At 68.3% G+C, this 19,244-nt stretch carries 14 protein-coding genes; 9 read left to right on the top strand and 5 right to left on the bottom strand.

Annotated features, from left to right (window positions below):
• Window positions 1-47 precede the first annotated feature (47 nt).
• Complete coding sequence (locus QN239_RS27435) at window positions 48-1,544, top strand: DUF4407 domain-containing protein (protein ID WP_499015101.1); 1,497 nt, start codon at window positions 48-50, stop codon at window positions 1,542-1,544.
• A 97-nt stretch (window positions 1,545-1,641) separates the two neighbouring features.
• Window positions 1,642-3,405: a serine/threonine protein kinase StpK7 gene (gene stpK7, locus QN239_RS27430; protein WP_499015099.1), complete on the top strand. Its 1,764-nt coding sequence runs from the start codon at window positions 1,642-1,644 to the stop codon at window positions 3,403-3,405.
• Here the strand turns inward: stpK7 and QN239_RS27425 are convergent, their stop codons facing one another.
• Window positions 3,406-3,540: a hypothetical protein gene (locus QN239_RS27425; protein WP_263988001.1), complete on the bottom strand. Its 135-nt coding sequence runs from the start codon at window positions 3,538-3,540 to the stop codon at window positions 3,406-3,408.
• 152 nt (window positions 3,541-3,692) lie between these two features.
• Window positions 3,693-4,559 carry an NYN domain-containing protein gene (locus QN239_RS27420; protein ID WP_090360561.1) on the bottom strand — a complete coding sequence of 289 codons (867 nt, stop codon included), beginning with the start codon at window positions 4,557-4,559 and terminating at the stop codon, window positions 3,693-3,695.
• 122 nt (window positions 4,560-4,681) lie between these two features.
• Here QN239_RS27420 and QN239_RS27415 point away from each other — a divergent pair, with 122 nt between their 5' ends.
• The 7 genes from QN239_RS27415 to QN239_RS27385 all read left to right on the top strand — a co-directional run bounded on the left by QN239_RS27415 (window position 4,682) and on the right by QN239_RS27385 (window position 11,167).
• Window positions 4,682-5,785 (top strand): fatty acid desaturase family protein, encoded by a 1,104-nt coding sequence (locus QN239_RS27415; RefSeq protein WP_499016988.1) that lies wholly within the window; start codon window positions 4,682-4,684, stop codon window positions 5,783-5,785.
• Window positions 5,786-5,871: 86 nt separating this feature from the next.
• A complete protein-coding gene (locus QN239_RS27410; protein WP_499015097.1) occupies window positions 5,872-6,633 on the top strand; it encodes a GAF and ANTAR domain-containing protein in 762 nt (253 codons plus the stop codon).
• Between the two features lie 170 nt (window positions 6,634-6,803).
• Window positions 6,804-7,937 carry a glycosyltransferase gene (locus QN239_RS27405; protein ID WP_499015094.1) on the top strand — a complete coding sequence of 378 codons (1,134 nt, stop codon included), beginning with the start codon at window positions 6,804-6,806 and terminating at the stop codon, window positions 7,935-7,937.
• Entirely contained in the window at window positions 7,925-8,941 is a 1,017-nt protein-coding gene (locus QN239_RS27400; RefSeq protein ID WP_499015092.1) for an AGE family epimerase/isomerase, read from the top strand. Before QN239_RS27405 ends, QN239_RS27400 begins: the two co-directional genes overlap by 13 nt.
• Before the next feature lie 13 nt (window positions 8,942-8,954).
• A complete protein-coding gene (locus tag QN239_RS27395; RefSeq protein WP_499015091.1) occupies window positions 8,955-10,433 on the top strand; it encodes a glycoside hydrolase family 130 protein in 1,479 nt (492 codons plus the stop codon).
• A gap of 177 nt (window positions 10,434-10,610) precedes the next feature.
• The gene (locus tag QN239_RS27390) at window positions 10,611-10,781 is read left to right on the top strand and encodes a hypothetical protein (RefSeq protein WP_499015089.1); all 171 of its coding nucleotides are present in this window, start codon (window positions 10,611-10,613) and stop codon (window positions 10,779-10,781) included.
• Window positions 10,782-11,017: 236 nt separating this feature from the next.
• Entirely contained in the window at window positions 11,018-11,167 is a 150-nt protein-coding gene (locus QN239_RS27385) for a hypothetical protein (RefSeq protein WP_090360082.1), read from the top strand.
• Between the two features lies 1 nt (window position 11,168).
• Here the strand turns inward: QN239_RS27385 and recD are convergent, their stop codons facing one another.
• Genes recD through recC form a run of 3 tightly spaced genes read right to left on the bottom strand, consistent with a single transcriptional unit; the run spans window position 11,169 to window position 19,185 of the window.
• On the bottom strand, window positions 11,169-12,779 hold the full coding sequence (gene recD / locus QN239_RS27380) for an exodeoxyribonuclease V subunit alpha (RefSeq protein WP_499015087.1): 1,611 nt from the start codon (window positions 12,777-12,779) through the stop codon (window positions 11,169-11,171).
• Window positions 12,776-16,018, bottom strand: coding sequence for an exodeoxyribonuclease V subunit beta (recB, locus tag QN239_RS27375; RefSeq protein WP_499015085.1), 3,243 nt, complete (start codon window positions 16,016-16,018; stop codon window positions 12,776-12,778). The genes recD and recB overlap by 4 nt, the downstream gene beginning before the upstream one ends.
• A complete protein-coding gene (recC, locus tag QN239_RS27370; protein ID WP_499015083.1) occupies window positions 16,015-19,185 on the bottom strand; it encodes an exodeoxyribonuclease V subunit gamma in 3,171 nt (1,056 codons plus the stop codon). The genes recB and recC overlap by 4 nt, the downstream gene beginning before the upstream one ends.
• Between the last annotated feature and the right edge of the window lie 59 nt (window positions 19,186-19,244).

Here is a 19,244-nt window from a genome sequence, read left to right as displayed (position 1 = left end):
GATTCCGTTCGGCAGATAAGCAGACCAACCCGCAGTTTGGAGCCTCAATGCGTGCGAAGCGACTACCGGAACCGTTGTCTGCGGCGGTGCTGTTGCTGTCGAGCGCTCTTGCGGCGCTGGTGTCCGCGCTGGCACTGGCCGGCGCGACGCAGTGGCCGGCGGTCGCTTCGGCGGCTGGGGGAGTGGCGTCCGGAGTCTTGTTCGGCGTGGTGAGTTGGGCATGTGCCGGCGGCCGGTCGGCGCTGGCGGGCCGGGTGGCCGTCGCGGCGGCGTTCGGGGTCGTCGTCGGTGAGCTGGCGGCGACGGTGATCTTCGCCGGATCGGTCGACCGGGTGCTTGCGGCGCAGGTCGATTCGGCGCCTGCGGTGGTGCGCGCATCTGCCGAGCTGGATCAGGCACGCCGAGCCCGGGCCGGACTCGACGATGCCGTGGCGTCAGCCAACACCCAGCGCGACGAGGCCCTCGTGGTGGCCAGGTGCGAGTTCAACCCGTCCCCGCAGTGCCCGCAGGTCCGCATCACGGGCGTACCCGGTGCCGGACCCGAGACCCGCACCGCGAACGAGATCCTCGCCGACGCGCAACGCCAGGTCGACGCGGCCGTCACCGACCGCAGCGGCCGGGCCGCCGGGCTGGACGCCGATATCGCCGGTCGCGAACAAGCGCTGGAGGCCGCCCGCCGAAGCGGCGAGGTGACCGGTCTGGGCGCCCGATGGTCGGCGATGAACGGATATACCGGCACCCATCCGGGTCCGCTGGTGTTGCGGGTCCTGATGGACATGTTCTTCGTGCTGCTCAGCGTGCTGCCGTTGATCCTTCGGCGGTGGCGGGGCACCACGGCCGCCGAGCGGGGTGCCCAGGCCGCGGCCGAACAGCAGCGCGCCGAACTGGCGGCCGATACGGCGATCGCGGTCAAGCGGGCCGAGGTCCGCTCGACCATCGAGGAGATGTGGGCCGAACAGGAGCTGGAGAGCGCCCGGCTGGCCGTCGCGGCGCAGAACGAGATCGACCGTGAGCAGCAGCGTCGCCGCGTCGAGCAGGCGTTGCAGGCCCGGGAACAGGTGCGGGTGGTGCGGCCTGAACCGGTGTTCGGTGAGATCGAGCCACCGGTCGATGTGTACCTGCCGGACGCCGCCGGCATTCGGGCGCTGGACGGGCCGGAGTCCGGGAACCTGCCTGCGGTCGCCGAGTCGCAGCGCGCCGGTGGGCTGGCGGCGATCCCCGTCATTCCCGACGTCACGAAGGCCGCGGTGCGCTGGATCCGGCCCTTCGTGCCGCCCATCGTCGCCGGTGCCATCGACAATGCCACCAAGCCGCTGCGGCAGGTCTTCGAGGAGACCGAGGAAATCCACTTCACCCTGCGACGCACGCACAAGGTGACCGTCCAGACCGAGGGTGCCCCCGAGGGGTCGGCCGAATCCGTCGAGTCTGGCTGGATGGACGCCCCGGGCATCGGCCGGGTCACGTCCCGGCGGGGTCCGGAGCCGGCCGACGCGGAGCACCGTCCGGAGCTGCCCGGCCGGCATCAGCTGCCGCCGGCCCGTTAGTCATGTGACGACAATTTTGCCACTGTGATGTAGCTTCGATCGACACTGCGACGCAGCTGACAACGCGACACAGAGGCCGGCGCCGAGAGGGAACACGGTGGACTCGACACCTTTCGGGCACTATCAGCTCCAGGAGCTGATCGGCCGCGGCGGGATGGGCGAGGTCTACCAGGCCTACGACACCAGGACCAAACGCGTCGTCGCACTCAAGGTGTTGCCGCCCAACCTCGCGCTGGACGCCACCTTCCAGGCGCGCTTCCGGCAGGAATCGCAGGCGGCCGCGGGGGTTAACGACCCGCATGTCGTGCCGATCCACGGGTTCGGCGAGATCGACGGCCGGCTCTACCTGGACATGCGACTGATCGAAGGGCGCACCCTCGGTGCGATCCTGGCTGATACCGACAAGCCGCTGGACCCCGAATTCGCGGTCAAGGTGGTCGAACAGGTCGGCTCGGCACTGGACGCCGCGCACAAGCAGGATCTGATTCACCGGGACGTCAAACCGTCCAACATCCTGATCACCAAGCAGGACTTCGCGTACCTGATCGACTTCGGGCTGGCGCGTGTCGCCGGTGAGGTCGGGATGACGACGGCGGGCAGCACCCTGGGCACGCTGGCGTACATGGCACCCGAGCGGTTCGACGGCGGGCAGGCCGATCCGCGCGCCGATATCTACGCCCTGACGTGTGTGCTCTACGAATGTCTCACCGGGACCCGGCCGTATCCGGCCGACAGTCTCGAACAGCAGATCGCGGGACACATGGTGACCCCGCCGCCCAAGCCGTCGGCGCTCAACCCCCGGCTGGAACCCTTCGACGAGGTGATCGCCAAGGGAATGGCGAAGAAACCGGCCAAGCGGTACCAGACCGGGGCCGAGCTGGCGGCGGCCGCCCGGCGTGCGGTGAACACCCCCGTTCGGGTGACCCGCTCGGGCCGGCATTCCGCGCAGCGCGCACAGGCCGGCGCGGGTCGCCGGGTACCGCAGCGGGCGCTCGTGGTGGCCGGGGTGCTGGTGCTGGTGGGAGCCTGCGCGGTGGCGGCGTGGAAATGGTGGGAACCGCACGAGGCCACCGGCGGTGGGCCGCCCGGGTCGGTGCCGGCGATCGCCGCGACCGTGCCCGGGGACATCCGCGATACCGGCAAGTTGGTGATCGGGGTGAACGTGCCCTATGCGCCCAACGAGTTCAAGAACTCCGCGGGCGATATCGTCGGCTTCGATGTCGACTTGATGAATGCCGTGGCCCGCACCTTGGGGCTGACCCCGGAGTACCGCGAGACCGAATTCGATCAGATCATCCCCTCCGTGCAGAGCGGCGCCTACGACATCGGGATGTCATCGGTGACCGACACGGCGGAACGTCAGAAAGCAGTCGACTTCGTCACCTACTTCGAGGCCGGCACGCTCTGGGCGCAACGGGCCGGGCAGACGGTCCGCCCGGATGCGGCGTGCGGACTACGAGTGGGAGTGGCGGCCAGCGTCCTGCAGGAGACCGTGGAGATTCCCGCCAAGAGCGACCAGTGTGTGGCGGCGGGTCTGGCGCCCATCGAGAAGGTGGTCTACCACCGCCAGGACGATGTGACGGCGGCGTTGATCGCCGGGGACATCGCGGCCATGTCCGCGGATTCGCCGGTGACCGGATTCGCCATCAAACTCAGCGGAGGGTCGTTGGTGCCCGCCGGTGAGGTGTTCGACGCGGCACCCTACGGTTGGCCGGTGGCCAAGGGGTCGGCCCTGGCGCAGTCGCTGATGCAGGCGCTGCAGCACCTGATCTCCACCGGCGAGTACAAGACCATCGCCACGATGTGGGGCGTGGAGAAGGGGATGATCCCCGAACCCGCGCTCAACGGCGCGGTGTCCTAGTCAGCGCTTCTTGGGATGCAGGACATTCTCGGTCGTCTGCTGCCCGGTCTCGCCCGCGCGCTTGGTCGCGCGTTTCTCTTTGAGTGACTTACCGGACTTCTTCGTCATGCTCTGCCGCGGTGATTTGTCGGCCATGGAGACCCCTTTGATATGGGGGCCTGTGATGGTCCCTGTTCCCCGACCATACACGCTGACACGACGGTTCCGGCGACGTTGATCGGCAGACGCGACCACGTGAATTTTATTGCGATTCCGGGATTTTCGACCCGGCATTCACCGCGAGACGGCTAGTCCGATCGGTCGCCACGCAATTTCACCAGCCGGGTCGTCGAGCTCTCATCCAATTCGACGGTGTCCGAGCGCGACCGCAGAAAGTCGCTGAAAGACCGGAATCCCAAAGACTTTTCGCTGAACGAGGGATCCATCCGCTTCATCTGTGCCTTCACCGCGGAGTTGTGCAGCCACTCCGCGTCTTCCTTCTCCAGGCCGATCTGGAGGGCTCGACTGAGCAGCGCGGTGGCGGCCGCCTGGGGGTCCGGCTCGTCCTCCTCGGTCTTCTTCGACCGTCCGGCGGCCTTCTTCGGTTCGGAGGCCGGTACGGGCTCGAACACCGGAACGCCGGGCAGGGCGTCGTACACCACGAATTCGTCGCAGGCGGCGGCCAGCGCACGGCTCGACGATCCCGCCACCCCGATACCAACCACGTAGCGGCCCAGCCGCTTACAGCGTTGCGCCAACGGGATGTAGTCGGAATCGCCGGCCACGATCACCACGTGGGTCAGGTCGGGCAGTCGGAACATGTCCTCGACCGCATCGACCGCCAACCGGATATCGGCGCCGTTCTTGCCGTACGCGGCCGCGGGAAACAGCTGCACGAGGTCGACGGCACGGCCCACCAGCTGTTGGCGGTACCCCGCGTTCACATCGGCCGACCAGTCGGCATATGCCCGGGTGAGCACCAGGGTGCCGAACGACGAGGCGAAGTCCAGCACGGCGCCGACGTCGACGGTGGCGCGGGCCAGGTGAGCGGGGTCCAGTCCTTTGGCCTTGTCGCGCTGAAACGAATTGCGCCCGTTCACCTGGTCATACCTTGAGATCACGATGTTGTCGAAGTCGAGGTATACCGCGACACGGGCGGCAGAGGTCTCGGTCATGGGTCCAGTCTTGCTCATGGGGTCGCGGCGTGGCGCGGATCGGTTCCGGGGCCTAGGGTGGAGGTGTTGCATTTGAGGTGGCCCGGACTCTGCCGCCGTACCTACACGGACCGGGAATTCAGGTGGCAATCAGCGATATCGCGGAGTACGCGAACTTGAGTCCGGCGGACGTCGAGGCGATCGGCGCCGAGCTGGACGCGATCCGGTCGGATATCGAAGGTTCCCTGGGCGGCCCGGACGCCACCTACCTGCACCGGGTGATCGCGTTCCAACGGGTACTGGACCTGACGGCCCGGCTGGTGATCGCCGGCAGCAGGTCGAGGACGGGCTGGGTGGCCGGCGCAGTCCTGCTGGCGTACGCGAAATCCGTTGAGAACATGGAGATCGGACACAACGTCAGTCACGGTCAGTGGGACTGGATGAACGATCCGGAGATCCATTCCACCACGTGGGAATGGGACATGGCGGGCACGTCCGCACAGTGGCGCTATTCGCACAACTACCGGCATCACGTGTTCAGCAATGTGCTCGGAGTGGACGACGACCTCGGCTTCGGTGTGCTGCGGGTGACCCGGGATCAGCCCTGGAAGCGCGAGTATCTGCTGCAGCCGCTGCGGAACCTGCTGCTCGCCGTCATCTTCGAATGGGGCATCGCGCGTCACGGAATGCACTCCGAGCACGAGCGGGCCACCACTGAAGCCGGCCGGCGAGCGGTGACGCAGTCGCTGCTCCGCAAGATCGGGCGGCAGGTGGCCAAGGACTACGTCCTGCTGCCGGCTCTGAGCCTGCGCAGATGGCGACGGACCCTGGCCGCGAACGTCACGGCGAACCTGCTCCGCAATCTATGGGCATATGTGGTGATCTTCTGCGGGCATTTCCCCGACGGTGTGCAGCAGTTCGCGCCGGAGATCCTGCAGCAGGAGACCCGGGGGGAGTGGTACCTGCGCCAACTCCTCGGCGCGGCCAACTTCAACGCAGGCCCCCTGATGGCGTTCTCCAGCGGTCACCTGTGCTACCAGATCGAGCACCACCTGTTTCCCGACCTGCCCTGCAACCGGTACGCCGAGATCAGCGTGCGGGTCCGGGAACTGTGCGACAAATACGACCTCGCGTACACCACCGGGTCGCTGGCCCGCCAGTATCTGCAGACGCTGCGGACCAACTTCCGGCTCGCGTTGCCCGACGAAGGACTTCGGGGCCGGTGGGGTCTGAAGCAGGTCAACTAATATGAACCGGGTATCCGGCACGCGTGCGTTGCCGGCCGAGCGTATGGGCACGGGCGATGACGGAGCACTCCGTAGATGATCACGGTGTGACTGCGGTCGCCGACCTGCAGGCCGGGCTCACCAGCCTCGCCGGGTTGGTGGCAGACAGCCTCGACCTGGACCAGGTGCTCGCCGAGGTGGCTGCCTCGGCCGTGCGTGCCGTCCCCGGCGCCGACGGTGCCGGCGTGACGTTGCTGCAGCTGGAACGCCAGGACGACCCCGTCCTGGCGTCGGCTGCGAGTTCGCCGTTCGTCGCCGACATCGACACCATCCAATACGTCACGGTGCACGAGGGGCCGAGCATCACCGCCGCGATGCAACGGCGCACGGTGCGATCCGGTTCGCTCGGGGGGACCAAACTGTGGCCGCGATTCGGTCCGCGGGTGGGCCGGCTCGGCGTGCACAGTGCGATGGCGGTGCCCCTGTTGCTGGGTGACCGGGTCGTCGGTGCGGTCAGCCTCTACAGCCGCGAGAAGGACGCCTTCGACGAGCATTCGGCGCAGTTCGCGGAGTTGTTCGCCAAGCCGGCGGCCGTCGCGGTGCACAACGCCCGGATCCTGGCCGACGCGCTCGCGCTCACCGGTCAGCTGCAGGTGGCCCTGTCGACGCGTCCGGTGATCGATCAGGCGATCGGGATCATCCGCGCGCGTACCGGGCGCAGCGCCGCGGAGGCGTTCGGTCAGCTACGGGCGATGAGTCAGGCCGAGCAACGCAAACTGGCCGAGGTGGCCGAACAGATCGTCGCCGAAGCCGTGCGCCGGGCCCGTGCTCGCCGTGCTGACCAGGCCGGGGCCGAACCCGGGGTGTAATGTGGACAGTGTTGGGACCCCAGCCAGTCCGGGATGAGTCAGCTGTCCGCCGTTGATCTCACGAGCAGCAGCTCGCGCCGGGCACGTCGGTGACATCCGACTGTCTGGATCACACCTTGAAACCTTTTCTCAATTCTCAATTCTCGAATACCCCGTTGTTGGAGCGTCCGGTGTCGGCAACGCCGAGCTTCGGAATCCTCAGCACCTATCCGCCCACTCCGTGCGGCCTCGCCACGTTCAGCGCCGCACTGGCGGACGGATTGGCCGCCAATGGCGCCGACGTGAATGTGGTGCGCGTGGCCGACGGCACCCCCAGCCGGAGCAATCGCGTCGTCGGCGAACTGATCAACGGGTCTCCGTCCTCGGTCGACGCGTGCTCGGATCTGCTCAACAACAGCGATATCGCGGTCATCCAGCACGAATACGGTATCTACGGCGGTGCCGATGGCGATGAGGTCATCAGTATCCTTGGCGCGCTGCAGATTCCGTCGATCGTGGTACTGCACACCGTCCCCAAGGATCCGACGCGGCACCAGCGTTCGGTATTGGAGGCGGTGGCGGCCCTGGCGGATCAGGTGGTGGTGATGTCGGACTCGGCCGCGCTGCGGCTGTGTGCAGGTTTCGACGTCGAACGCCGGAAGGTCAGCACCATTCCGCATGGTGCGGCCGTCACGACGTTCGGCCATACCAAGCGAAGCGGTCGCCCCACCCTGCTGACGTGGGGACTGCTCGGCCCGGGCAAGGGCATCGAGCGGGTGATCGACGCGATGGGTTCCCTGCACACGCTCAGGGGCAGTCCGCGATACCTGATCGCCGGTCGCACCCATCCGAAGGTTCTTGCCGCGGAAGGTGAGGCCTATCGTGAGGCTCGTGCCGAGCAGGCGCGGCGCGCAGGCATCTCGGCGGCGGTCCATTTCGACGCCGGCTACCGCGATGTGGCGTCGTTGTCCGCTCTCGCGCAGTCCGCGTCGGTGGTGGTGCTGCCCTACGACTCCACCGATCAAGTCACTTCCGGTGTCCTGGTGGATGCGATCGCCAGTGGTCGCCCGGTGGTCGCGACCGCTTTCCCGCACGCCGTCGAGCTGCTGGCGACCGGAGCCGGCATCGTGGTACCCCACGACGATCCGGACGCGATGACGGCCGCCTTGGAGGCCGTTCTGACCCAGCCCCGGCTTGCCGGGGGGATGGCCGCGGAGGCCCGCAGGCTCGCGCCGGCAATGGCCTGGCCTGTGGTAGCCACCTCGTATCAAGCTGTGGCACAACGAATTCTGGCAAAGCGTTCGAAGCGCACATGGCTGTCATAACGACGGAGTTCGGTCATCTGCTGAGACTCTCGGACCGACGGGGCACCTTCGAACACGCCTCCGGCACCTCGCCTCGCCAGGCCCACGGGTACTGCACCGACGACATGGCCAGAGTGCTGGTGGTGGCCAGCCGTGAGCCCGAGGCGGGCGACGCCGTCCACGGGCTGTCCCGGCTGGCGGTGCGATTCCTGGACGAGGCGCAGGCGTACTCCGGGGGATGCCGCAATCGAATGGACCACAGCGGCAAGTGGACCGACAGCTACGCACTGGAGGACTGCTGGGGCAGGTGCCTGTGGGGACTGGGCACGGCCGCCGCACACAACGATCTGGGTCTGGTGCGCAGGCTGGCGGTGGTGCAGTTCGAGCGCGCTGCCCATGGTCGCTCCACATGGCCGCGAGCGATGGCCTTCGCCGTCGTCGGGGCCGCCGAACTGCTCAGTGTCGAGCCCGGCAACACCGCGGCCCGGCGCCTGATCGCCGATTACGTCGCGGGTCTCCCGGCGCCGAATCACGACCCGAGCTGGCCCTGGCCGGAGGCGCGCCTCACCTACGCCAATGCCGTACTCCCCGAGGCGATGATCGCCGCGGCCGCCGTTGTCGGCGACCCCGCCCTCGGGCAGCGCGGCCTGGATCTGCTGGGCTGGCTGATCGAACGCGAGACACACGGCGAGCACCTGTCTCCGACACCGGTCGGAGGCTGGTCGGCCGGCGAGCACAGGCCCGGGTTCGACCAGCAGCCGATCGAGATATCCACCCTGGCCGATGCGTGTGCCCGGGCAGCCTCCGTCGATGCGCAGTCGATCTGGCCCGACACCGTGCGCGCCGCGGCAGCGTGGTTCCAGGGTGCGAACGACGCGGGATTGCTCATGTGGGACCCCGAGACCGGCGGCGGCTACGACGGTCTGCACGAGGACGGCGTGAACATCAATCAGGGGGCGGAGTCGACACTGGCGGCGATGTCCACCCTTCAGCTGGCCAGGCGCTTCGCCGGTATTCCGCAGTGACCGGTATTACCCAGTGACACTGGCGGGCCAGGATCTGGTCACCCGGAGTCCGCTGCGGCTGGCCGCCGATCCGACACGTGTCATCACCAGGTTGTTCGTGCCCGGTCTAGAAGGATTCGAAGTCCACGAGTCTCGTGCGGGAGCGGTCTTGAGGAGGATACTCGCGCTGGACGAGGACGGTGTGCGGGCGGCGCTGGACGATATCGTCATCCGGTTCGACCGCCGTCACCGCGATCTCGTCGGCACTTTCCGTCGGCACGCACGCGAGCTATCCGACTGGCTGGACCCGGGGCTGGATCTTTCCGATGCCCGAATCTTGTTGCTGGGCGCAGCTTTCACCAGCGAGTACACGATCGAGGGGGCCGCGCTGTGCAATCCCAGCATCGTCGAGCACCCCGATCAATCGGGGGTGGCACCGGGCAGTCTGTGCTTTGTGATGAGCGTGCGCGGTATCGGTGAGGGGCACCGGTCGTCCATCGGATTCCGCACCGGCACCGTCGACGGCGCAGGGGAGGTCCGCTTCGACGATGCCGTGCCGTTCGCGACGGCTGGGACCATCACGCCGACCCTGCTCGACGCCGAGGTGTTTCGCAATGAGCTGGTCAAAGTGTGGGGTTCCGAAGAGACTGCCGGCTATGTGCTCGACGGGCTCGGTGAACGGTTCAGCCGGGGCGATCTGGACGACCGACTGGAGCGGTTACATCGGCACAGTCGCACCAGGGCTCACACTCCGCAGCTGATCGAGTTGATCACTGATATTGCGGACCGCTCCTACGGTGTCGAGTTCCGCGGCGAGACACCTCTTGCCGAGCGGGTGTTGTGGCCGGCGACGAGGGCCGAGGAAGCGGGGATGGAGGACGCGCGATTCGTCCGCTTTGTCGAGGACGATGGGCAAGTCACCTACTACGCCACCTATACGGCTTACGATGGCGTCGAGATCAGTCAACAGCTGTTGACCACCAAGGACTTTCGGACGTTCGACTCGGCGCCGATGGTCGGTGCGGCGGCGGCGAACAAGGGATTGGCGCTGTTTCCGCGCCGGATCCACGGGCGATTTGCCGCGATGTCGCGGTCCGACCGGGAATCGAACACCGTCGCCTTCAGCGACCATCTGTCGGTGTGGACGACGACTCAGGAATGTCAGAAACCCAGCGCCGTGTGGGAGACGCTGCAGTTGGGCAACTGTGGTTCCCCCCTCGAGACCGAGGCCGGCTGGCTGGTCCTCACCCATGGGGTGGGGCCGATGCGCACCTACTCCATCGGAGCGATACTCCTCGACCGCGACGATCCCACCCGGATCATCGGCCAGCTGCCGTATCCCTTGCTGCATCCCGCGGCCGACGAACGGGACGGGTACGTACCGAACGTGGTGTATTCGTGCGGGGCGCTTGTGCACGCCGAGACTCTGGTGCTGCCCTACGGCATCGGCGACTGCGCGATAGGAATCGCCACCGTTGCACTTCCTGAGCTGCTCGCGGCGATGCAGCCGTAGTCACTGGCCCGGGGCGCGTCCCCCGATCGGGGGAACGTGGATTCCCCCGATGCGTGGTCCGGTCGCCCGACATACCGCGGCGCCCGGACCCGGCATTGTTGTACCAACGCCGGAACAATGCCGGGGTGAACCACCCCGGGTTAAACGGCGAAAAGCCACGTTCCACAAGGAAATGACATGACCACCATCGCCCGCCGTATCGCCGCAGGAATCGTCCTTGCCGCCGCCCCGACCATGATCGCGCTGGGCGTCGCCGGCAGCGCCGACGCGCAGACCGGCTTCCCGTACCAGGGGAACACGCCGCAGCCGGGGACCTCCGTGCATCATCACCATCAGAGCCACCGCTAGTCGCGCACCCGAAGGGCCTGGACGGCATGTCCGGGCCCTTCGGCGTTCCGCGAGGCACAGAGCCACTTAGTCGGCCGATCGGCAAGGCAATACCGGCCGATAGGCAAGCTCAAATTAGCCTCTTGAACTGTACAAATGCGCGTAAGTAGGTCTCCACCGAATCGTGTCCGCGGGTTGGTGTGATTGAGCACACCACATGCGCTACATTGTGACGGCAGTCATAGGAAAGGGTGGACATGGGCGGAGCATTGTTAGCAGGCCTGTTGGTCGTTCTGGGTCTCGGATCGATCGCCGCCGTCGTCGCAGCCGCCGTTCTGGGTTACGGGACGCTGGCGTTGGCGATCGGCATCCTCTCCAGCGCCGCATTCGCAGCACGGACCGTCTGACCTACCGGCGCAGGCGCGGGCCGAGTCCGGTCGCGCGCACGGCCTGGCGGTCGATAGCCGCGCGGACTTCGGCGGCCGACCCCACCACGCGCACCGCTGTCTTGGCGCGCGTCACCGCGGTGTAGAACAGCTCCCGCGTCAACAGCCGTGAATCCTCCGACGGCAACAGCACGGTCACCTCATCGGCCTGGCTGCCCTGGGATTTGTGGATCGTCATCGCGTGCATGGTGTCGACCTCGGTGAGGCGGCCGGTCGAGAACGACGCGGCACCGATCGCCACCCGCAGGCCCTCCGGTGTCGCCACGGTGATCCCGGTGTCCCCGTTGTACAACTTGAGTCCGTAATCGTTGGCGGTCACCAGCACCGGCCGCCCCGCGTACCACACCGACCACATCGGTTCGCCGGTCGCCTCGGTCAGCCAGCGCTGCACCTGACGGTTCCAGTGCGTCACCCCGAACGGGCCGTGCCGGTGCGCACACAGCAACCGATGCTCATCCAGTACCGACGTGGCCCCCTGGGCATCGCCCAGCAGCGCGGCTTCACGCAACCGCAGCGCATGCGGCAGCAGAACGTCCCGGAGGGCTTCGCTGGTGGGTGTCCACGCGATATGCGGTCCACCCGCGGCGAGGACCTCCAGTGCGCGGTCGGCGTCACCGTCCCGGATCGCCGTGGCCAGCGCGCCGATCGACTCGCCGAAGCGGTGCGAGGTGTGCAGCGCGGCGACACGGTCGGCACCCAGGCCCTCCACCAGGTCGGCCAGCACCGCACCGGCTTCCACCGAGGCCAATTGGTCAGGATCACCGACCAGGAGCAAGCGGGTCTGCGGGCGGACGGCTTCCAGTAGTCGGGCCATCATGGTCAGCGACACCATCGACGCCTCGTCGACGACGATGACATCGTGAGGCAGCCGATTGCCCCGATGATGACGGAAGCGCGACGACGTGTTCGGCAGTGCCCCGAGAAGCCGATGCAAGGTGGTCGCCGGCAGCCCGGTCAACCGCGCGCGATCCACCGGGTCGAGGCGGTCCACCTCGGCGCGGACCGCCTCTTGCAGCCGCGCGGCCGCCTTACCCGTCGGCGCCGCCAACGCGATCCGCGGCGACGACCGGCCCGCCAGGGCCGCCTGCTCCGCGAGCAGCGCGAGCAGCCGGGCCACCGTGGTCGTCTTACCCGTTCCGGGACCGCCGGTCAGGACGGTGAGGCCCTGGGCCAGGGCCAGTTTCGCGGCCGCACGCTGCTCGTCGAATCCGTCCGGGAACAGCCGCGCCACCTCCGGCGTGGGCCCCGGTGGCTGCGCGGCCAGCAGGGCCAGTGCGTCATCGCACACCTGCTGCTCCTCGCGCCAATACCGGTCCAGGTAGAGCAGATCGCCGAACAGGTGCAGCACCGCCGGGGGACCGATCAGCGGACTGGCCCGCACGGCGGCCAGCCAGGTGTCGGCGTCCGTGCCGAACTCGCCTGCCGCGGCGCGCAGGTCCACGCACACCGACCCGCCGCGCAGGGCGCGGACCGCCAGGGCCACCGCCAGGATCACCGACTCGTCGGTCTCGCCGGTCAGCGCCGCCAATCGTTGTGCCACATGGGTATCGGCCGGTTCGAAATCGGGAGTCACGCGCCCTCCAGCAATGCCGACAGTTCGGTCACCAAAGCCGGTGGCGGAGCCCAGCTGAACACCCCGCAGGGGTGGCCGTCGGTCACCGGCGTGGCGGGGCCGCACATTCCCCGCACGAACAGGTAGATCACCCCACCCAGGTGGATTTCGGGTGCATAGCCGGGAAGCCGCCATCTCAGATACCGGTGCAGCACCACGCTGTACAGCAGCGCCTGCAGGGGATAGTCGGAATGCAGCATCGCCTCGACCATGCGCTGCCTGGTGTAGTCGGCGGCGGTCAGCGGCGCATCCGCGGTGCCTAGCCGGTTCGTCTTGTAGTCGACCACAACATATTTCGTCTGCCCGCCGGCCGGCACCCGCAGCACCACGTCGATGGATCCGGAGAGGTACCCGCGCAAGGATTGCCGGCCCAACGTCCCCGCACAGAGCCGTTCGGCGTAGCAGGCCAGCGGGTCACCGGCAGGCAGATGTCGGCCCACCAGTGCGCCGACGTCGGCGAGCGTGTGATCCTCACCCGCCAGCGGGAACTCGAAATCCAACTCGCACAGCCGATCTGACAAACCGATATGCCGCAACGTCATTTCCGGCGCGAGTGGACCCAGCGGGGTATCGTGCAGCGGCACCAGGGCGGTCGCGATCTCACCGGCGGTCGCGGGCACCGGCCACCGGGTCGCATGTACCGCCACCTGGGCCTGCAATTCCGCCGCGAGGTTCGCGGCGAGGGGGTCTGCGGTCTCCAGGACGGCGTGCACCAGCGAACCGAAGGTGGCGCCGGTGGGCAGATCGGCCATCGGGGACGGTGTATCGGCGCCCGCCGGAGGGGAGGTCAATGCGATGTCGGGGATCTCGTCGTCCAGTTCGGCCACCTCGGGTTCGCTGGAGACGCCCGCGGTCCGGGAATCCTCGGCGGCCCGCAACAGTCCCGAATACGATGTGCGCCGCCACGTCGTATCGATGGTCCGGTGGAAGTGCCGCACCGACAGGTCAGTGGCCGGTGCCGTCACCGGAGCGGGAGTGAACGGCGCGATCTCCGACTCCTCCAGCACCGGCCCGCCCGCGTCCGCCCATGCCCGGAGGCGGGCCAGTGCGTCGGCATCGGAGATCTTGGCCGGCACACACACGTCCGGCACCTCGGCCGTCCCGGGTGCCCGCCCGCGCAACAACCGCGACAGGCCACCGTTGGGCTCGTAGTACGACGGTGCCCACCAGGCCACCACCTGTGACTGGGCCCGGGTCATCGCCACGTACGTCAACCGGCTGTCGTTGGCGGCCGCCTCGGCCTTACCCGCCGCCACCACCGCGGGCGCCGCCCCGCCCAGGTAGAGGCAGCGCACCGAATCTTCGTGGTAGAGGACGGGATCCGGGTCGGGTGTATAGCGGTTGAAGGCGAAGGGTAGATACACGATCGGGTACTGCAGTCCCTTGGACACCCACACCGTCATGATCTGCACCGCCGCCGAATCGCTGTCGAGGCGCCGATTACGTTCGGCCGTCCCGCCGCCGCCGGAACTCTGGGTGCGCAACCAGTCCCGCAGTGCGGGCAGCCCGAATCCCTCGTTGTGCGCGGTGTCCTGGAGCAGTTGCGTCATATGCGCGAGGTCGGTCATCAGCCGCTCGCCCCCTTGACGGGACAACACCCGGCTGCCCATCCCCGCCAACTGTGCGGCCTCGAGCACCGCGGCCACCCCGCGTTCCCGCGCATGTCCGGCCCAGGCGCGTAGGGTCTCGGCCACCCGGTCGGTCAACGTGTCCCCGCCCGCGGCAAGGGTTTCCGCGGTCTCACCGAAGAACGCGGTGGCCGCCGCGGCGCGCACCAGACCCGGGCGGTGCGGCTGGTCGAAGGCCTCCAGCAGGCACAGCCAGTCCGCCGCGGCCTCGGAACCGAACACGTCGGTGTCACCGGTGTAGACCGCGGGGATCCCGGCCTCGGACAAGGCGTCGAAGCACGCCCTGGCGTCCTTGTGGGTTTCGACGATCACCGCGATGTGACGGGCTTGCACGGCGGCTCCGTCGAAGGTGGCGGCACTGGCCAGCAGGGCGCCGATATCGGCGGCGAGATCCTTGCCGATATGGGTGCGTAAACGGTCGATCTGCATGGTGCGGGTATGGGAATTGCCCCGCGTGACGACCCGCAGCCGGAACGGATCGTTGTGGGGTGCGCCGGCCAGCCGGTGTCCCTGATGGTGGGCGTGTACCGGGTGCACGACGATTCCCGGGCCACCCAGTTGCGCGCCGCCGAGCACCACCTGCAGCCGATCCACCAGCGCGGCGTCGCTGCGCCAGTTGGTGCCCAGTGTCTGCTTGTCACCCGCGGTGTCGGCCGCCCGCAGATAGGTGTCGATATCGCCGCCGCGGAACGCGTAGATCGCCTGTTTGGGATCGCCGATCAGCACGAGCGTCGAGCGGCCGGTGAAGGCCCGCTCGATCACCTGCCATTGCACGGGGTCGGTGTCCTGGAATTCGTCGACCATGACGATCGGCCAGCGCTGCGGCATCCGCACCCGCGCGGCGGAGTCGGGACGGTTGAGTGCGGCGGCCAGCCGGGTCAGCAGATCGTCATAGCCCAGAATTCCGCTGCGCCGCTTACGGATCTCCAATTCGGCCAGCACATCCCGTGCGAAGGCCAGGCACACCGCCGCGTACGAATCAGGCTCCGGATCGACCGGCCGCAGCTGCGTCGCGGGATGGTTGACCACCTCCCGGGCCAGCTTCAGAGCCGCGCGGTACCCGAGTACCGGGTCGTCGCGCTGCATGCCGAAATGCGCCAGATACAGGTCATCCACGATCTCGACCACCAGCTCGTCGAGGCTCTCCACCAGCGTCACACCGCTGTCGCTGTCGCCGGCCACCCCGAGGGATTTCAGCACGATATGGCAGAACTGGTGGGTGGTGGCGATGGTCGCGGCGTCGAAACCGGCCAGCGCGTCGTGCAGGCGCAGGCGCCGCGCCGGCCGATCGGTGGCGCAGATGTGCCGCTCCAGCTCGTTGGCGGCCCGCTCCGGATCGTCGATGGCCGCCAGCGCGCTGACGATCTGGGCGCGCACCCGCTCGCGCAACTCCTGGCTGGCCGACCGACTGAACGTGATCAGCAGCATCTGGTCGAGTGCGGCGACGCCTTCGGCGACCATCCTGGTGACCAGACCGGCCAGTGCGAATGTCTTGCCGGTGCCCGCGCTGGCTTCCAGCACCGTCGTCGACTGCGGTGCCGGCAGCGGACCGAGCAGGTCGAAGGCCTTCACCGCCAGCCTCTTTCGGCCCGCAGCAGCGGAATCCACAGGCGTTGCGCGTACTCGTCGAGCCCGGCCAGGTCGGCGAGCCGGGCACCGCGGCCCCACACCCGCTCGATGGCCTTGTCCTCGCATTCGTTCTTCCAGCGGTAGGTGGCGGCCTGCTCCGGGTCGTCGCCGGCGTCGCGTGCGGCAGCCCACGCGTAGGACGTCTTGATCGGTAGCGGCAACGGGGTTCGGCGGCCCTCGTCGTAGAGCCCGACGAGGTCGCGCAATACCGACAGTGCCGAGTCGGGGGCCTCCAGAGTCTGCACCCGCGGGGTGGTGCCCCGCCTGGGCCGCCCGACACAGGTCGCCGACCAGGCCCGCGTCGGGTCATGAGCGGCCAACGCAAGCAAGGGGATCCACGCCTTGAGCAGATGCTTGCCGTCGAGCTTGGAGTACGTCACCGCCGAGAGCAGATTGCCGAAGACCGGGGTCACCGTTCCCGTCAGGTGCCGGCCCGGTTCCAGTTCGATGTCGACGTCGAAGGCGTCGCCGTCGACGCTGCGGTGCCGCAACGCCTCGGCGGCCAGTTGTGCTGCCTGGTCTCGAATCTCGATGGCCCGACGCCAGCCGAGCCGGCCCGGTGGCAGGGTGCCGCGGCGCCACTCGGCCTGCTGCGCGTCCTGAGGTGTCAGCCCGGCGGTGATGTCGGCGAGCATCCGGTCGCCGACCGTCCACTCCTGCAGGGCGTCGATCGACACCGGCATCTCGTCGGATACACCGTCGACATCCCACGGCAGCGTGTAGTCCAGGGCCCGGAAAAAGCCTTTCACCGGGTCGTTGAAGAACCGGACCAGTTCGGCCAGTTCGACATCGGCGCGGGGTGGGGCCGGCAGTGGACCTGAGACGAAGACCGGCCGCGGTTCGCGGTGCCCCGATATCGCCCTGGCCGCCGTCAGAGCGGTGGGGTCGAAGGTGAACGGACGGCCGGAGCTGTCCGGTTCCACATTGCGGATGTCGAAGGGCTGCAACGGATGCTGGGTGAGTACCGACACCTCTCCTTCGCAGCTCAGGTCCAGGGTGTCGAGCAGTTCGGCGATCGGCACCGCGGGCGGACGGCTCTGCCCGGTGTATTCGTTGGCCCCGGTGTAGGTGATGACGAGTGTCTCGGTGGCCGCACCGATGGCGTCCAGCAGCAGCTGTCGGTCCTCGGAACGGATATCGCGTTCACCGGTCATCGGGTCGCGGGCCAGGATGTCGTCACCGTCGATGGCACCCAGCCGTGGGAACATCCCGTCGTCCAGACCCACCAGGCACACCACCCGGTGCGGGACCGACCGCATCGGGACCATGGTGCACACCGTCAGGGTGCCGGTGCGGAAGTTGGCGCGGGTCGGCCGGCCGGCCAGTTGCCGGTCCAACAGCGCGCGAATATCGCTCAGCCGCAGCACGGTCGAGGCGGCGGTGGCCGTCCCGTCGAGGAGGGTGGCGAACTCCTGCTGGACCTGGGCGCGGGGCCAGTCCTCGTCATCGTGTGCCAGCGCGTCGAGGCCCGTCGACAGCGCGTGCAGCCACTCACCGAGTGGGCGGGTGCCACTGAGCGCGACGACGGTCCGGTGCAGCTGGTCGACGAACTCCGCGAACCGCCCGGCCAGCTCGACGCGATTGCTGCTCACATCGTCGAGCGGCAGTGTGGTGTCCAGCCAGGTCCGCGAGTCATCCGACAGCGCGACGCCCGCCAGCACCCGGTCCACCCCGAAACGCCACGTGTTGTGCAGGAATTCGACGCCGTAGGGGGCGCGGTGCTCCTTGTCGAAACCCCAGCGGATATTGGCCTCCCGAACCCAGGCGGTCACGGCGTCGAGATCGTCGTCGGTGAAGGCGAAGCGGGCGCGCACCGGGGCGGATGCGGCCAGGTTCAGTACCTCACTGGCGGTGGCGCGCCCGCTGGCCAACGTCAGCAACTGCGCGACCACCGACAACAGCGGATTGGTCTGCACCAGCGCGCGGTCGGCCAGCCGAACCCGCAGCCGGTGTGCCGGATGAGCTCCGTGCACCACCTCGCCCAACCCGAAACCGGCCGAGATCAGCGGGGCGAAAGTCTCGATATCGGGGCACATCACCAGGATGTCGCGCGGCTCCAGGGTGGCGTCGTCGGCGAGCAGGCCGAGCAGAACCTCACGCAACACATCGACCTGCCGGGCCGGACCGTGGCAGGCGTGCACCTGTACGGAGCGGTCCGTGATCCGGTGCCGGCGGCCGGCCGGCCGCAGCCGGTCGGCGGCGATATCGGATTGCAACCAGCCCAGCAGGGTGTCCGGATACGTTGCCGCGAAAAGGTATTCGTCGGTCGCGGCGGTGGGCAGGGCCCGTTGCAGTTCGCGCAGGTCGCGGCCGAGCGTGGCCAGCAGCGGATGTCCGAGTGCGCGGTGACCGGTGTCGTCGCGGCGCGGGATTCGTCCCTTGTGAGTGGACAGTGCCTGCCACATGTGGTCACTGGGGTGGGGCAGCCACAGGTGCAGGTCGTGATGGGTGGACAGGGCGTCGAGCAGTTCGATCTCGGTGCGGGGCAACCGGGTGTGACCGAACAGCGACAGCCTCGGTGGGAGTCCCTCCGCAGGCGCTTCCCGCAACCGAGACACGGTGTGCGCGTGCCGGATGTGCGGAGGGTCGATGCCCATTCTGGACAGCAGGGCCTGCCACAGCGGCGGCTGCCAGGACAGGTCCGCCTCGACGCCCGCCCAGTCGATGAGCAGTTCGGGGCGCTGGCGTGCATAGGAGGCGAAGAGTCCGGCCAATCTGCGTGCCACCGCGTACCGCCGGCCGTGGCGAAGTTCGTGCTCGTCTCCGGTGTCGAAGTGGCCCAGGTGGGTGGCCAGGGTGGTGCACCACGGCTGGTCGAGGTTCTCGTCGATGGTGGCCAGCAGCGGCCACACCAGGGCGTCGGGGGACCAGGGATCATCGCGGGACGTGCCGGACAGCGTCGCCATCAGCGTGCGTGGGCTGGCGAATTCCACACCGGCGCAGACGCCCAACCGGTCCGACAGTCGCTGGCTGAGCCAGCGTTCGACACCCTTGGCGGGCACCAGCACCAACTCCCGCGCGAACGGGTCGGGCAGGGGTTCGGACAGCAGCGCCCCCAGTCCGTCGGCGAGCAGATCCGTCCGCTCGGCGCGGTGCAGGTGCAGAGCCATCGCTGCCACCCTAGCCAGTCGGTGGCCCGGTCAGGAGCAGGTGTTCAGGGCCGGCCTTT

The sequence above is a fragment of the Mycolicibacterium sp. Y3 genome, assembly GCF_051188035.1.
Classification (GTDB): Bacteria; Actinomycetota; Actinomycetes; order Mycobacteriales; family Mycobacteriaceae; genus Mycobacterium; species Mycobacterium fluoranthenivorans.
This window is presented reverse-complemented; position numbering and strand designations above follow the sequence as displayed.

Bases quoted from the DNA above. Each gene is read 5' to 3' on its own strand.
- QN239_RS27435 (WP_499015101.1), top strand. From the start codon at position 48: ATGCGTGCGAAGCGACTACCGGAACCGTTGTCTGCGGCGGTGCTGTTG.
- QN239_RS27425 (WP_263988001.1), bottom strand. From the start codon at position 3,540: ATGGCCGACAAATCACCGCGGCAGAGCATGACGAAGAAGTCCGGTAAG.
- QN239_RS27420 (WP_090360561.1), bottom strand. From the start codon at position 4,559: ATGACCGAGACCTCTGCCGCCCGTGTCGCGGTATACCTCGACTTCGAC.
- QN239_RS27385 (WP_090360082.1), top strand. From the start codon at position 11,018: ATGGGCGGAGCATTGTTAGCAGGCCTGTTGGTCGTTCTGGGTCTCGGA.
- QN239_RS27390 (WP_499015089.1), top strand. From the start codon at position 10,611: ATGACCACCATCGCCCGCCGTATCGCCGCAGGAATCGTCCTTGCCGCC.
- recC (WP_499015083.1), bottom strand. From the start codon at position 19,185: ATGGCTCTGCACCTGCACCGCGCCGAGCGGACGGATCTGCTCGCCGAC.
- QN239_RS27400 (WP_499015092.1), top strand. From the start codon at position 7,925: ATGGCTGTCATAACGACGGAGTTCGGTCATCTGCTGAGACTCTCGGAC.